14 protein-coding genes are annotated in these 14,897 nt (G+C 64.6%); 7 read left to right on the top strand and 7 right to left on the bottom strand.

Annotation, left to right across the window (positions count from 1 at the left end; all coding sequences use genetic code 11):
- Positions 1-10: 10 nt before the first annotated feature.
- From ACYU8T_RS04060 to ACYU8T_RS04045, 4 genes are all read left to right on the top strand, one after another.
- Positions 11-1,015 carry a PhoH family protein gene (locus ACYU8T_RS04060; RefSeq protein WP_097091824.1) on the top strand — a complete coding sequence of 335 codons (1,005 nt, stop codon included), beginning with the start codon at positions 11-13 and terminating at the stop codon, positions 1,013-1,015.
- 49 nt (positions 1,016-1,064) lie between these two features.
- Positions 1,065-1,574, top strand: coding sequence for an rRNA maturation RNase YbeY (ybeY, locus tag ACYU8T_RS04055; RefSeq protein ID WP_461158581.1), 510 nt, complete (start codon positions 1,065-1,067; stop codon positions 1,572-1,574).
- An 11-nt stretch (positions 1,575-1,585) separates the two neighbouring features.
- A complete protein-coding gene (locus tag ACYU8T_RS04050) occupies positions 1,586-2,533 on the top strand; it encodes a hemolysin family protein (protein WP_461158580.1) in 948 nt (315 codons plus the stop codon).
- 201 nt (positions 2,534-2,734) lie between these two features.
- A complete protein-coding gene (locus ACYU8T_RS04045) occupies positions 2,735-4,222 on the top strand; it encodes a DUF2142 domain-containing protein (RefSeq protein ID WP_461158579.1) in 1,488 nt (495 codons plus the stop codon).
- Here ACYU8T_RS04045 and ACYU8T_RS04040 read toward each other — a convergent pair.
- The 4 genes from ACYU8T_RS04040 to ACYU8T_RS04025 are packed head-to-tail and all read right to left on the bottom strand — an operon-like array spanning position 4,184 to position 8,013.
- On the bottom strand, positions 4,184-4,924 hold the full coding sequence (locus ACYU8T_RS04040; protein ID WP_461158578.1) for a phosphatase PAP2 family protein: 741 nt from the start codon (positions 4,922-4,924) through the stop codon (positions 4,184-4,186). The two genes, ACYU8T_RS04045 and ACYU8T_RS04040, sit on opposite strands and share 39 nt — an antisense overlap.
- Entirely contained in the window at positions 4,902-6,299 is a 1,398-nt protein-coding gene (gene lpdA, locus ACYU8T_RS04035) for a dihydrolipoyl dehydrogenase (RefSeq protein WP_461158577.1), read from the bottom strand. The genes ACYU8T_RS04040 and lpdA overlap by 23 nt, the downstream gene beginning before the upstream one ends.
- Positions 6,300-6,316: 17 nt before the next feature.
- Entirely contained in the window at positions 6,317-6,718 is a 402-nt protein-coding gene (locus ACYU8T_RS04030; RefSeq protein WP_097091838.1) for an acyl-CoA thioesterase, read from the bottom strand.
- Positions 6,718-8,013 (bottom strand): pyruvate dehydrogenase complex dihydrolipoamide acetyltransferase, encoded by a 1,296-nt coding sequence (locus tag ACYU8T_RS04025; RefSeq protein ID WP_461158576.1) that lies wholly within the window; start codon positions 8,011-8,013, stop codon positions 6,718-6,720. The genes ACYU8T_RS04030 and ACYU8T_RS04025 overlap by 1 nt, the downstream gene beginning before the upstream one ends.
- Before the next feature lie 206 nt (positions 8,014-8,219).
- Here ACYU8T_RS04025 and ACYU8T_RS04020 point away from each other — a divergent pair, with 206 nt between their 5' ends.
- Positions 8,220-8,675 (top strand): universal stress protein, encoded by a 456-nt coding sequence (locus tag ACYU8T_RS04020; protein ID WP_097092817.1) that lies wholly within the window; start codon positions 8,220-8,222, stop codon positions 8,673-8,675.
- 119 nt (positions 8,676-8,794) lie between these two features.
- Here ACYU8T_RS04020 and rnr read toward each other — a convergent pair whose 3' ends face one another.
- The 3 genes from rnr to ACYU8T_RS04005 all read right to left on the bottom strand — a co-directional run bounded on the left by rnr (position 8,795) and on the right by ACYU8T_RS04005 (position 12,236).
- On the bottom strand, positions 8,795-11,146 hold the full coding sequence (rnr, locus tag ACYU8T_RS04015; protein ID WP_461158575.1) for a ribonuclease R: 2,352 nt from the start codon (positions 11,144-11,146) through the stop codon (positions 8,795-8,797).
- A gap of 178 nt (positions 11,147-11,324) precedes the next feature.
- Positions 11,325-11,975, bottom strand: a complete 651-nt coding sequence (locus ACYU8T_RS04010; RefSeq protein ID WP_247230921.1) for an MOSC domain-containing protein — start codon at positions 11,973-11,975, stop codon at positions 11,325-11,327.
- Positions 11,976-12,017: 42 nt separating this feature from the next.
- Positions 12,018-12,236, bottom strand: a complete 219-nt coding sequence (locus ACYU8T_RS04005; protein WP_097091841.1) for a hypervirulence associated TUDOR domain-containing protein — start codon at positions 12,234-12,236, stop codon at positions 12,018-12,020.
- 119 nt (positions 12,237-12,355) lie between these two features.
- Here ACYU8T_RS04005 and ACYU8T_RS04000 point away from each other — a divergent pair, with 119 nt between their 5' ends.
- Positions 12,356-13,534, top strand: coding sequence for a glycosyltransferase family 4 protein (locus ACYU8T_RS04000; protein WP_461159744.1), 1,179 nt, complete (start codon positions 12,356-12,358; stop codon positions 13,532-13,534).
- Positions 13,535-13,561: 27 nt separating this feature from the next.
- Positions 13,562-14,881, top strand: coding sequence for a replication-associated recombination protein A (locus tag ACYU8T_RS03995; protein WP_461158574.1), 1,320 nt, complete (start codon positions 13,562-13,564; stop codon positions 14,879-14,881).
- Positions 14,882-14,897: the final 16 nt, after the last annotated feature.

The raw sequence follows: 14,897 nt of genomic DNA, 5'->3' as shown, positions 1-14,897 counted from the left end.
AGGCTGCTGAATGTCGAAGAAACCGAACCAGAATCAGCGCAGCGACACCGCGGAACGCGCCCGGTTGGAAGTGACCTTCGAAAAGCCACACTTGTTGGGCGCGCTGTTCGGGCAATATGACCAGAATCTGGTGGCGATAGAGAACCGGCTGGGCGTCTATATCGCGGCGCGGGGCAACAAGCTGCAGATCGAGGGCGAGGCGGAAGCAGCTGCGCGGGCGCGGGACGTGATGACGGGCCTCTACAACCGGATCGCGGCGGGGCAGGAAATCGACAGCGGCGCGGTGGAGGCGGTGATCGCCATGTCCGCCGAACCGACGCTGGACGGCATCATCCGCCACGACGTCGCCGAGCCGCCCAAGGTGATGATCCGCACGCGCAAGAAGACGATCGTGCCGCGATCCGCGACGCAGGTCACCTATATGGAAGCGCTGACCCGCAACGACATCATCTTTGCGCTGGGGCCGGCGGGTACGGGCAAGACCTACCTCGCCGTCGCGCAGGCGGTGAGCCAGCTGATCACGGGCAGCGTCGACCGGCTGATCCTGTCACGCCCGGCGGTCGAGGCGGGCGAGCGGCTGGGCTTCCTGCCCGGCGACATGAAGGAGAAGGTCGATCCCTATCTGCGGCCGATCTACGACGCGCTGTACGACACGCTGCCCGCCGAGCAGGTGGAGCGGCGGATCGCGAGCGGGGAGATCGAGATCGCGCCGATCGCCTTCATGCGCGGGCGGACGCTGTCCAACGCCTTCATCGTGCTGGACGAGGCGCAGAATACGACGATCGCGCAGATGAAGATGTTCCTCACCCGCTTTGGCGAAGGGAGCCGGATGGTGATCTGCGGCGACCCGAGGCAGGTGGACTTGCCACAGCCGGGCATATCCGGCCTTGCCGATGCGGTGGCGCGGCTGGAGGGCGTCGAAGGCATATCGGTGGTGCCGTTCGGGATCGGCGACGTCGTGCGCCACCCGGTCGTCGGGCGGATCGTGCAGGCCTATGAGGGGCCGGATGCTTGAGCGGGACGCTGTTTCTCGACTTCGCCCGAAACGAACGGAGCTTATTTGAATGATTGAAGTTGCGGTCCTTCAGGAAGAAGGCTGGCCGAAGGAAGATTGGGAATTGCTGGCGCAGCGAGCGGTCGTGGCGGCTATCACCCATAGCCCCTATGCCGCCTTTGCCACGGACGAGGCGCTGTATGAGGTTGCGGTCAAGCTGACCAGCGACGAGGAAGTGCATGGCCTCAACCGTGCCTATCGCGACAAGGACAAGCCGACGAACGTCCTGTCATTCCCGATGGTGCAGCATGACCTGCTGGAGGCGACCGGCAACACCGACGATGGCGAGGTGCTGCTGGGCGATATCGTGCTGGCCCAAGGGGTTTGCGCGCAGGAAGCGGCGGAAAAAGGCATCTCCGTCGCCGACCACGCCACGCACCTCATCATTCATGGCACTTTCCATTTGCTGGGATATGATCATATGGAGGACGCCGAGGCGGAAGCGATGGAAGCGTTGGAGACGCAATCGCTGCTGAGCCTTGGCATTTCCGATCCCTATGGGGATCGCCTGACAGGATAATAGGAAGAACGATGGCTGAAGGCAGTCCGAAGGACGGCAACGGTTCAAAGGAACCGGACAGTAGTAGTCAAGAAGGCGGTTTATGGAGCGGCCTGAAGTCGCTGCTGTTCGGCGAGGAAGAGAGCCCCAGCCTGCGGCGCGAGCTGGAAGAGGCGCTCGACGAATATGATGAGGATGAGCAGGAGGACGGCGCTCCTGCTCCCGCCAAGGGGGACCTGTCCGCGATCGAGCGGCAGATGGTCCGCAACCTCCTGCATTTTTCCGAGCATACGGTCGATGACGTGGCGGTGCCGCGCGCCGACATCATCGCGATCGAGGAACGGGCGAGCTTTGCCGAATTGGCGGCATTGTTCGCCGAAGCCGGGCATAGCCGCATCCCGGTCTATCGCGAGACGCTGGATACCATCGTGGGCATGGTCCACATTCGCGACGCCTTCGCCATCCTTGCGGGCAAATCGCCCGTGCCGGACAGCCTGGAGCCGCTGATCCGCCAACCGCTCTATGTGCCCGAAAGCATGGGCGCGCTGGACCTGCTGGCCGAGATGCGCGCCAAGCGGACCCATCTGGCGATCGTGCTGGACGAATATTCGGGCACCGAAGGGCTGCTGACATTCGAGGATCTGGTCGAGGAAATCGTCGGCGAAGTCGAGGATGAGCATGACGACGCGCCCGAAGCGCTGATGGTGCCGCTGGAAGGCGGGCTGTGGGAAGCCGATGCGCGCGCCGAGTTGGAAGACGTCGCGAAAGAAATCGATCCGCGCCTCGCCGATGTGGAGGAAGATGTCGACACGCTGGGCGGCCTCGCCTTCGTCATTGCAGGCCGGGTGCCGGATGCGGGCGAGATACTCGATCATGAGGAAAGCGGCTGGAAGCTGGAAATCATCGGCAGCGACGGGCGGCGGGTGACGCGGTTGCGCCTGCATCCGCCTGTCGAAAAAGAAGAACAGGACGTCGAATGAAAGCAGACGCCCGCCGCAATGATTGGGACGCGTGGGCAATGCTGGGGAAATGTTAAGAGCTGATCGTTAGGCTTCTGCCTGGCTTGTTGCTTTCGGTTGGGAGCAATCTGGTGAGGGTGTGGGTCCGACGATTGTTGCGCTGCCCCCTCACCCTGCCCTCTCCCCGGAGGGGAGAGGGTTTTCTGGGGTGGAGCGGTTTTCTTGCGGCACGAACGATTATCGATTTTTACGGGGCGCGCGGTCCTGTCGCCCATTGCCGTGCCGGTGACGGGATTGGAGCGCTGGCTGCTGGCGCTGGTGTGCGCCGTCACATTGGCGTTCGCGATCATCACGCCGCCCTTTCAGGCGCCCGACGAAAATCAGCATTATATGAAGGCGCTGCTGCTGGCGGACGGCCGAGTCATGACGGAACAGCGGGGCCCGGAAATCGGGGCCGAGTTGCCGCGATCCGCGCTGGAATTGCATGGGGTGGATTTTCCAACAGAGGTCACCGGCAAGGCGCGGCGCTTTGATCCGGCGATGGTGGAGCGCGCCTGGAGCGCGGACGCGGGGCGGCCCGGCACTGCCTTTGCCGACTTTCCCAATGCCGCCAACTATGCGCCGACGCTCTATGCGCCTTCTGCCGCTGGATTGATGATCGGGGACGCCGTGGGGTTGCCCCGTATCGGGAGCTTCTATGTGGGACGGTTGGTCAATGCTGCGGGCGGGCTGATCTTGCTGACCGTGGCGTTTGGCCTGATGCCTTTTGGGCGCGCGGCCCTGCTGGCGACCGCATTGCTGCCGACATTCTGCTATCAAACGGGTTCGCTTTCGCCTGACGCGGTCATCAACGGCATGGGTTTTGCCGGTCTTGCGCTATCGCTACGGCTTGCCGCGATGGGAAGCAGTCCGGCCCGAAACGCGGGGCTGATGCTCGCCGCGCCGCTGCTTGCACTGGCGAAGGGTGTTTATCTGCCGCTGATGGCGGCGGGACTGCAATGGCCACAGCATCGGCGGGACATGCGGCCATGGCTGCTGATCGGCGCGATGGCCGTTGGAGCGGCGGCGTTCATCCTGTGGATGAAGATGTCGGGCGGCAGCCAGGCGCTCTATCATATCGTGTCGCGCAAGACCGGTGAGGATGTCATGACCGCGCCGCTTGCCGCGCAGCTTGGCGTCATCCTGGCCGACCCGGCCGCCTATGTTCGTGCGCTAGGGTCGAGCATCGTCGAACGGTCGCCGGTATATGCGTTGCAGATCGCAGGGCGGTTCGGGTGGAACGCGATTCTGCTGCCGCTACTCGCTTACCCGGTGGCGGCTGTCATGTTGGCGGCAGCGGTGGCGAGCGGATCAGGCATGCGGGTCAGCTTTGGTCAAAGGCTGTGGTGGCTCGCCGTGGTTGTCGGCACCGGCCTGCTGATCGAAACGGCCATGTATCTGACGGGAACGCCGCTAGGGGCGGATTATGTGCAGGGCACGCAGGGGCGCTATTTCCTGCCGTTGCTGCCCTTGGCATTGTTGGCCCTGATGCCGGAAACGGGATTGCGCGGGGCTCGCGGCGTCTTTGCCGGATCGGCGCTGCTGTTGCTGATGATCGCGCTCGCCAGCACTTATGACAGCTTCTGGGTGCACGGCTTCGTTACGGCGGACGGGATGCCGCCGCATGAACGGCTAAGCGACGCGCTGCTCCTGCCCTCGCCCCGCTGGTAGCCAGTGGCGCCAGAGGCATAGCCAGCCCAGGCCTTCTACCCAACCGGCAAGGACATCGCTCGGCCAGTGCACGCCGAGCCAGACGCGGCTGGTGCCGATGAGGGCGATGATGAGCGCGGCGGCGAGATAGGGTAAGGCGTAAAACCCCTTACCCCGACCCTTGGGTTCCGTTCGGGCTGAGTCCTTCGACAAGCTCAGGGCGAACGGGGTTGGCTGGCTATGGCGAATAAGCGCACGATACATCAGCATGGCAAGCGCGCCGAACAGGATCATGGTGCCCGCGGAATGGCCGCTGGGAAAACTGTAGCTGTGCACGATGTCGATGTGCGGCAGCAGATCGGGGCGCGGCGCGGCGAAAATCTGCTTGAGGCCGGTGTTGAGCAAGGTGCCGCCGACTACGACCAGCACGAGCCATTGGGCGGCGTGGCGCTGCCGCCGGTAGAGCAAGCCTGAAGCCACGGCCGCCATGATGAAAAGGCGTCCCACCGTATCGCCGATAGCAGACGCTGCGACCATGACCGTGGTGATCCATGGGGCGGCTGCCCTGCCCGCTCCCGCCGCCTTCATCCCAGCGATGTTGAGCGGATCGAACCAGCCGGACCGCTGAAGCAGCGCGATGGCCAGCACGCCGAGAAGCGCGAGGACGAATATCCCCGCGCCTCTTCGCCATGAGCGGCGATCAGATATGGAGCGCGCGCCCATAAGCGGCGAGCACGCTTTCATGCATCGATTCCGAGATGGTCGGATGCGGGAAGACGGTGTGCATCAGTTCCGCTTCGGTGGTTTCCATCGTCTTGCCGATGGTGAAGCCCTGGATCATCTCCGTGACTTCGGCGCCGACCATGTGCGCGCCCAGCAGTTCGCCGGTTTTCGCGTCGAAGACGGTCTTGGTGAAGCCTTCCGCTTCGCCGAGCGCGATCGCCTTCCCATTGCCGATGAAGGGAAACATGCCGACCTTCACTTCATAGCCTGCTTCCTTCGCCTTGGCTTCGGTCAGGCCGACGCTGGCGATCTGCGGGTGGCAATAGGTGCAACCTGGTATGTTGCGCGGGTCCATGGCGTGGGGATGCTTGCCCGCGATCGCTTCGGCCGCGATGACACCTTCATGGCTGGCCTTGTGCGCGAGCCATGGCGGGGCGGTGATGTCGCCGATCGCCCACAGGCCGTCGACATTGGTGCGGCACATCTCGTCGGTCTTCAGGAAACCGCGATCGTCCATCGCGACGCCCAGTTCCTTGAGGCCGACATTTTCGGTGTTGGGCACGATGCCGATGGCGACGATCATGTGGCTGAACTCGGCGGCGCTTTCCTTGCCCGCCTTGTCCTTCAGCTTCGCCTTGATGCCGTTGGCGCCGACCTGAATATCGCTGACGCCAGCGCCGGTCAGGATGGTCATGCCCTGCTTCTTCAGCGCCTTTTCGAGGAAGGCGGAGACGTCCGCATCCTCTACCGGCACGACGCGATCCATCATTTCGACGACGGTGACGTCAGCGCCCATGTCGTTGTAGAAGCTCGCAAATTCGATGCCGATCGCGCCGGAGCCGATGACGAGCAGCTTTGTCGGCATTTCCGGCGGGGTCATGGCGTGGCGGTAGGTCCAGACGCGCTTGCCGTCGGCGGCAGCGCCCGGCAGGTCGCGCGCGCGGGCGCCGGTGGCCAGGATGATGTTCTTTGCGGTGAGTTCTTCGGTCTTGCCGTCTTTCGTGACGGAGAGCTTGCCTTTGCCGGTCAGCTTGCCGTCGCCCATGTGGACGGTGATCTTGTTCTTCTTCATCAGGTGCGTGACGCCCTGATTGAGTTGCTTGGCGACGCCGCGCGAGCGTTTGACAACGGCGGCGATGTCCGCGCTGATCTTTTCGGCGGCGAGGCCATAGTCCCCGGCATGCTGCATATAGTGGAAGATTTCCGCCGAGCGCAGCAGCGCCTTGGTCGGGATGCAGCCCCAGTTGAGGCAGATGCCGCCGAGATTTTCACGCTCGACAATGGCGGTCTTGAGGCCCAGCTGCGCCGCGCGGATCGCGGCCACATAGCCGCCGGGGCCGGAGCCCAGAACGATCAGATCGTAATTCTCAGCCATTATCCTGGTCTCTCTTCTTATGCCGCGGTCATGGGCGGCACGGTGCGGGGCTGGCGATCCTCACCGATCGCCACGAAGGTGAAGGTGGCGCGGGTCACGCGATAGGATCGGTCGTCATGGCGGGTGCGCCGCCATGCCTCGACGTCGATCTTCATCGATGTGCGGCCGACCGAGACGAGCTTTGCGAAGACCGACACTTCGTCGCCAACGACGACCGGGCGAAGGAAGGTCATGCCCTCGACGGCGATGGTCACCGCGCGGCCCTTGCTGTGGCGCGCGGCGACGGAGCCCGCCGCCGAGTCCATCAGACTCATCAGCCAGCCGCCGAAAATATCCCCATAGGGATTGGTGTCGGCGGGCATGGCGATGACGCGGACGGCGGGGCTTTCCTCCGGCGGCAGCTCGTCGGCGGCGCGCATCAGGCGAGCATGCCGATCGGGTTTTCGACCAGTTCGCGGAAGACCTGCATCAGGCGGGCGCCGTCAGCGCCGTCGATGGCGCGATGGTCGAAGCTGCCCGTGGCGGACATGACGGTCGCGATCTGGAGCGAGTCATCGACGACGAAGGGCCGCTTTTCGCCCGCGCCGATCGCCATGATCATGGCCTGGGGCGGGTTGATGACGGCTTCGAACTGCTTGATGCCGAACATGCCCATGTTGGAAAGCGACGCGGTGCCGCCCTGATATTCTTCCGGCTTGAGCTTGCCGTCCTTCGCGCGGGCGGCGAGGTCCTTCATCGCGGTGGAGATGGCGGCGACGCCCTTGCTGTCCGCGCCGGTCACGATCGGCGTGATGAGACCGCCGGGGATGGACACCGCCACGCTGATGTCGGCGCGCTGGAACTGAAGCATCTGGTCGCCCGCGAACTGCACATTGCATTCGGGCACCTGGATGAGCGCAACGCCCAGCGCCTTGATGAGGAGGTCATTGACGGACAGCTTGACGTTTCGGCTGGCCAGACCGGCGTTGAGTTCGGCGCGCAGCTTCAGCAGCTTGTCGAGTTGAACGTCGACGGTGAGGTAGATGTGCGGCACCTGCTGCTTGGATTCGGTCAGGCGGCGGGCGATCGTCTTGCGCATGCCGCTGAGCTTGATGACTTCGTGCGGGATGCCGAAGTCCTGCGCGGCATGGGTCGCGGCGGGCGCTGCGGCCGGGGCTGCGGCGGCGGCGGGCGTTGGGGCGGCAGCGGGGGCCTTGGCCGAAGCGCCTTCCAGATCGGCCTTCACGATGCGACCATTGGGACCGGAGCCGGAGAGGCTGGCGAGGTCGATGCCCTTTTCCTCCGCTATGCGGCGCGCGAGCGGGCTGGCCTTTACGCGGTCGCCAGATTGGGCGGGTGCGGCCTCTGCCTTGGGTGCGGGAGCGTCTGCCTTCGGGGCGGGTGCTTCTGCCTTGGCGGGGACTGGATCGGCCTTCGGCGCTGCCTTGGGCGCGGGGGCGGAGTCGCCTTCTGCTGCTTGCGCGAGGTCTTCGCCTTCTTCGGCGATGATGGCGATGACGGTGCCGACCTTCACGCCTTCGGAGCCTTCGGAGACGAGGATCTTGGCGATCTTGCCCTCGTCCACGGCTTCGAATTCCATGGTGGCCTTGTCCGTCTCGATCTCAGCGAGCAGATCACCCGACGAAACGGTATCGCCTTCCTTCACCAGCCATTTAGCCAACGTCCCTTCTTCCATCGTGGGAGACAAGGCGGGCATCTGGATTTTCTTGCTCATGCGTGAAGGCCTCTCTTCTTTTCCCGGCCGAGCGGGTAAGTGTTGGATGCCGTTTTGACCCTTTGGGCGGGAGGGTCAAGGCGCGCCTTGCGCCTTTGGCGATAATCCGCCACATTTCACCAGACTGGTTCACAATTTACCAGATGGGTTCGAACAACAGGGCGGCGAAGGCGTTGGCTGCCATTTTGGCGTGGGGTGCGACAGCGATGCGGACTTATCTGGTTGTAGTGGACGAATCGCCGGAGGCAGAGACGGCGCTGCGGTTCGCGGCCCGGCGCGCGGCCAAGACGGCGGGATCAATCCGCATCCTTGCGCTGGTGCCGCCGGCCGAGTTCGTGCAGTGGGGCGGCGTTCAGGCGACGATGGAGGATGAGGCGCGGCAGCGCGCCGAAGCGCTCGTCACCAGCGCGGCGGGCACGCTGACCGAGGAGTCCGGTATTCGCCCGAGCATCACCGTGCGGCAAGGTGACGCGGTGGCGGTGGTGCGTGAGACGCTGGACGAGATGCCTGATGTTGCGGCGCTTGTGCTGGGGGCTGCGGCGAGCGGCCATCCCGGTGCGCTGGTGTCGCACTTTGCGGGGGCGGATGCGGGCAAGCTACCCTGCCCGATCATGGTCATTCCGGGCGGGTTGAGCGCGGAGGCGATCGATCGGTTGAGTTGAGGAGCGGTTGTGGTTCATCCAGGAGGGCTGCCGGGTTTACCGATCGAGCTCTGGCCTGTGAGGCATGATAGATCCTGAAACAAGTTCAGGATGACGAGTTGGAGGACGGAAGCGACGGCTTATCGCTTATGCCGTCCCCGCTTTGAGCCGATGTGGCGGATGTTTGCGGGGCGGCCGCGTTTGGCTCCGGGGCGTACGCGGTCCTTCTTGAAGCTTGGCCGCTGCGGCGGGGCGTCGGGTAGTTCGAAGCGCAGGGAGCCGTTGATAGGATCGGCCTCTGCCAGGCGCAGTTGGAGATGCTGGCCGACGGTGTAGCGGTCGCCGCTTTCCACGCCTTCAAGGGCGCGGCCCGCTTCATCGAAGAAGAAGCGCTCGTCGCCCATGGTGGAAACCGGGACCAACCCATCGCCGCCAAGCCCTGCGACCGTCGCGAAGAAGCCGAAATTCTGGACGCCGGTAATCCGTGCATCGACCAGTTCCCCGACATGAGCGGCGAGATAGGCGGCGACATAGCGGTCGATCGTCTCCCGCTCCGCCTCCATCGCGCGGCGTTCATGCTGGCTGATCATCTCGCCAACGCGGCCCATATTTTCATAGTCATCGGCGCTGAGCGAAGTCCGATCGGGCAGCACGCCGCCCTTGGGCGCGGGCAATTCGAGCTTGTAGGCACCGACCAGCGCGCGGTGGACCAGCAGATCCGCGTAACGGCGGATGGGCGACGTGAAATGCGCGTAGGAACCGAGCGCGAGGCCGAAATGCCCCATGTTGGCGGGGCTATAATAGGCCTGGGTCTGGCTGCGCAGGATTTGCTCCATGATCTGCGGCTTTTCCTCCGCTTCGCCGATCCGGTCGATCAGGCGATTGAAGGTCGAAGGCTTGATGACCTGCCCCAGCGCGAAGTCGATGTCGAAGGTAGCGAGATATTCCTTCAGCGCGACCAGCTTTTCCCGGCTCGGCGGTTCGTGGACGCGGTACATGACCGGCGCTTTCTTGCCTTCGAGCGCCTTGGCGGCGGCGACATTGGCGGCGATCATATAATCTTCGATCAGCATATGCGCGTCGAGGCGTTCGCGGGCGGCGACGCTGACGATCTTGCCATTTTCGTCGAGGACGACCCGGCGTTCCGGGAGATCCAGGGCGAGAGGGTCTCGCTTGTCGCGGGCCTTGCGGAGGAGTTTCCAGCAGGCCCAGAGGGGTTTGAGGGCGGTTTCGAGGAGGTCGAGTTGGTTCGGCGGAGTTTTGCCTTGTCCACCCCCGGCCCTTCCCGCCTGCGGGAGGGGAGATGTGCCGTCGATTGCCGCCTGGGCGTCTTCGTAAGCGAGGACGGCGGCGACGCGGATGATGGCGCGGGTGAAACGCCAGTTAGTGACTTTGCCGGAGGCGTCGACGGTAAGGTGGCAGGCCATCGCGGCGCGGTCCTGCCCGGCGCGGAGCGAGCACATGTCCGAGGACAGCTGGTGCGGCAGCATGGGGACGACGAGGTCAGGGAAATAGACGCTGTTGCCGCGCTTGCGTGCTTCCTTGTCGAGGGCGCTGCCCGGGCGGACATAATAGCTGACATCGGCGATGGCGACGATGGCGTGATAGCCGCCGGGGTTGGCGGGGTCTTCATCTGGCGTGGCCCAGACGGCATCGTCATGGTCGCGCGCATCGACGGGATCGATCGCGACGATGGGCAGGTGGCGCAGGTCCTCGCGCTTGTCCTCATTAAGGGCGATGCCGGATGCCGCCACCGCCTCATCCTCCACCTGTTCGGGGAAGACGTGCGGGATGCCATGTTTGTGGATCGCGATGAGGCTGAAGCTGCGGGGGGCGAAGGGGTCGCCTAAAATGTCCGTGACTCGCGCGCTGATGCGCGGCGGGCGGCCCACGGGCTCGGCCAGCACGAGATCGCCGGGTTGAGCATTGCCCGCGCCGCTGATCGGTGTGTCCTTGCGGATGCGCTTGTCGACGGGACGGAGCCAGAGCTTGCCGCCCTCACCCGCTTCGACCACGCCCAGCAGTTCCTCGCTCGCCTTGGCGAGTTTCTTCATCGGGTGGGCGACCCAGCCGCGCCCTGCCTCTTCCGTGCGAGCTAGGATGCGGTCACCGATGGTCAGCGCGCCCCTTTTGCCGCGTTCCAGCACGCGCAGGCGAGGCGCGGGCTGGCCCTCGGCTTCCCACCGTTCCGGCGTGGCGATGAGGGTGGTGTCGTCGACATCGACGATGCGCAGCACGGTGACCTTCGGCACGCCACCCATCTTGTGAAAGGCGCGGGCCGGGCCGATGTCCAGCAGTCCCTCGTCGGCCATGTCCTTCAGCAGAGCTTTCAGCGCGATCTTTTCCTGACCCTTGAGGCCGAATGCCTTTGCGATCTCCCTCTTGCCGGCGGGCTGATCGGAGGAGGTGATGAACTCCATCACCTGATCGCGTGTGGGGAAGCCGGCAGGCCGGACTTTGGCGGGTTTCTTCTGCTTTTGGGTCGATGCCATGGTTTAGCTATAGGGATGGGTTGGACCGCATGCCAGATGGCGGGGTAAATTTGGGTGCTGCTTGAGGTCGCTTCTGGTGAAGGGACGGATTAAGGGGCGGGTCCTTGAGTTACACGGGAATCACGCCCTGCCCACCCCCGGCCCCTCCCGCTGGCGGGAGGGGAGAGGACGGGTGCCGTTATTCGACCAGCTTGCGCGCGCGGTCGCGCCAGACCTCGGCCAGGACCGGCATGTTTGCAAGCGCACGAACGGCATCCGGTTCCACCTTATGCCGCCCGCCGATCAGCAAGCGAAAAACGCGTGCGATCGGCCAGTCGGGAAATGGGCGGTCGAGTAGTTCCATGCGCCCTTTGGCTTCCGCATCCCCTTCCCGTAGGACGCGGAAATAGAGACCTGCGCGGCCTGTCTTTACGATGGTGGCAAGCACGTCGCGCGTGCCGAAGCGGTGATCGAGCTTCCAGCATGGTTGGCGTCCATGGCTCACCTCCACCAGCGCGCTGCCGAGCGAGAAGCGGTCGCCGAGGCAGATTTCCTCCTCGGTCATGCCGAAAGAGGCGATGTTTTCACCAAAGGCACCGGGCGCCTGAAGCAGCGGGTGATCGGGCTTGCGCTGGCGCCACCAGTCATAATGGTCCTGCGGGTAGAGGTGGATCGCCTTGTCCCAGCCGCCATGATGGATGGGGTCGGCTACCGCGTCGCCCTCCAGCCCCTGCCATCTTACGCGGACGACGCCGTCCACCGGCCGCTTTGCGATGGCGCTATAATCGCCGTCGCGAAAGGGCATGGGCGTGCCGGTCAGCAATGCGGCGATGGTCAGATGTTCAGCCATGCCGCCCCTATGGCAGTGGCGCGAAGCCTTGGCGAGAGGGCGTCAGGCGCGGCTGAGTTCCGATGCGAGCTTCAGCACCTCGCTGCCGCTATCGGTCTGGACAAGATAAGCGGGGTTCCGTGCCGAGCCGTTGCGGCGGATCAACGCGCCTTCGATCATCTTTTCCACCTGGGCGTCGAAGCGCTCCGCGACACGGCCACGGCCCACGCCCTGGCCCCAGTTCCATTTGACCCGCATGCCTTTGCGGAAGCCTTCGACCATTCTCTACCCTCTCCTGCCGCACGCGCATGGCGGCGTTTCATGAAATCGCGATGACAAAAATCCCGGCTGCGGGCGGGGTTCCCTTGGGTTTTTCGTTCGCCTGGGTTAAGGGGCGGCAGATGGACGTCACTGGCCTTCGCGTTGCGCTATTCAGCGGCAATTACAATTATGTGCGCGATGGCGCGAACCAGGCGCTCAACCGCTTCGTGGGCTATTTGCTGCGTCAGGGCGCGGCGGTGCGCGTCTATTCGCCCACGATCGCGACACCGGCGTTCGAGCCGACCGGCGATCTGGTGAGCGCTCCGTCCCTGGCGATACCGGGGCGGAAGGAATATCGCGTCCCCTATCGCATGTGCGGGCGCGTCAGGCGCGACCTGAAGCGGTTTCAGCCCAATCTGGTCCATGTGTCGAGCCCCGACCCGTTGGGACATCGCGCGGTCACATGGGCGCGGGGCAGCGGGCTCCCGGCGGTGGCTTCGGTCCATACGCGGTTCGAAACTTATCCCCGCTATTACGGGCTGGCGTTTCTGGAGCCCGTGATCGAATCGATGCTGCGGCGCTTTTACCGGCGTTGCGATGCGATCGTCGCGCCTTCGGAGTCCATGGCGCAACTGCTGCGCGAACAGCGGATGAGCTATGATGTGGGCATATGGACGCGCGGGATCGACCGGGAGATCTTCAACCCGGCGCGCCGCGACATGGATTGGCGGCGGTCGCTGGGGATAGAGGATGACGAGCCGGTGATCGGCTTCATCGGCCGACTGGTGATGGAAAAGGGTCTGGACGTCTTTTCCGACGCGATCGACCAGTTGAAGATGCGCCATGTCCGGCACAAGGTGCTGATCATCGGCGAAGGCCCGGCGCGGGAGTGGTTCCAGAACCGGTTGCCGGATGCGGTCTTCACGGGATTTCAGAAGGGCGACGAGCTGGGCCGTGCCGTCGCCAGCATGGACATGCTGTTCAATCCCTCGATCACCGAGACGTTCGGGAATGTGACGCTGGAGGCGATGGCCTGCGCCCTCCCCACCGTGGCGGCGCGGGCGACGGGGAGCGAGAGCCTTGTCACCGAAGGCGTGACCGGGCGCCTGATCCGTCCGGGAGCGATCGGGGCTTTTGCGGATGCGCTGACGAGCTACTGCACTGATCCCGCCGCGCGCGCCGCTGCGGGAGCAGCCGCCATGGGGGAAGCGGAGCGATATGGATGGGATCAGGTGAACCAGGCGCTGGTCGACACCTATCTCCGTGTGATCCGCCAGCGGGCGCAGGGTGCGCGGCTGCGCTCCAGCCCGGTTCCTTAAAGCGCCCGCCTTCCCTATATCGGGACGATGGCCGATCTTTTTGCTTCCGATGCCGTGAACATGCCCGGTGATGCCGGGGAGAATGCGCCGCTGGCCGACCGGCTGCGGCCACGGACCCTGGCCGATGTCGTTGGACAAGAGCATCTGACCGGGGCGGAAGGCGCGATCGGGCGGATGGTGGCGGCGGGGCGGCTTTCCTCCATCATCCTGTGGGGGCCTCCGGGGACAGGCAAGACGACGATTGCGCGGCTGCTGGCCGATGCGGTGGATATGCGGTTCGAGCCGATATCGGCAGTTTTTTCCGGGGTGGCCGACCTCAAGAAGGTCTTCGCCGCGGCCAAGGAGCATGCCCGGCGCGGTGACAAGACGCTGCTGTTCGTGGACGAGATCCACCGGTTCAACCGGGCGCAGCAGGACAGCTTCCTACCCTTTGTCGAGGATGGGACGGTGACGCTGGTCGGCGCGACCACGGAAAATCCCAGTTTCGAGCTGAACGCGGCGCTGCTTTCCCGGGCGCAGGTGCTGATCCTGCATCGGCTGGATGCGTCGGCGCTGGAGCTGTTGCTGGAGCGGGCTGAGGCGATCACCCAGCGTCCTCTGCCACTCACCCCGGCGGCACGGGACGCCTTGCTGGCGAGCGCGGATGGCGATGGGCGTTTCCTGCTCAATCAGGTCGAGACGCTCTATTCGATCGATATCGGCGAGCCACTCGATCCGGCGGGGCTGTCGGCGCTGCTGCATCGGCGCATGGCGGTCTATGACAAGGATCGGGAGGGGCATTACAACCTCATTTCGGCGTTGCATAAGTCGCTGCGCGGATCGGACCCGCAGGCGGCGCTCTATTATCTGGCGCGGATGCTGACCGCGGGGGAGCAGCCGCTTTATGTGCTGCGGAGGCTGGTGCGGTTTGCGAGCGAGGATATCGGCCTTGCCGACCCGCAGGCGCTTGTTCAGTGCCTGGCCGCCAAGGAGAGTTACGATTTCCTGGGCAGTCCGGAGGGGGAACTGGCGATCGTGCAGGCGTGCCTTTATTGCGCGACGGCGCCCAAGTCGAACGCGGCCTATGCTGCGATGAAGACGGCGTGGAAGTCGGCGCGGGATACAGGGTCGTTGATGCCGCCCAAGAACATCCTCAACGCCCCTACCCGGCTGATGAAGACCATCGGCTATGGCAAGGGCTATCAATATGATCATGACGATGCGGAGGGTTTTTCGGGCGACAATTACTGGCCCGAGGAGATGGAGCCGCAGACCTTCTTCGCGCCGACCGATCGTGGGTTCGAAGCGCGGATAGCCGAGCGCATGGCCTATTGGGACCGGCTGCGGGCCGAGCGCGGCGGCGATTAAGGAAGCGGTTGCGTCC

It is taken from the genome of Sphingobium sp. TomMM35A (assembly GCF_054771735.1).
The sequence above is the reverse complement of the archived record's forward strand: the minus strand, read 5'-3'. Positions and strand labels throughout refer to the sequence as shown.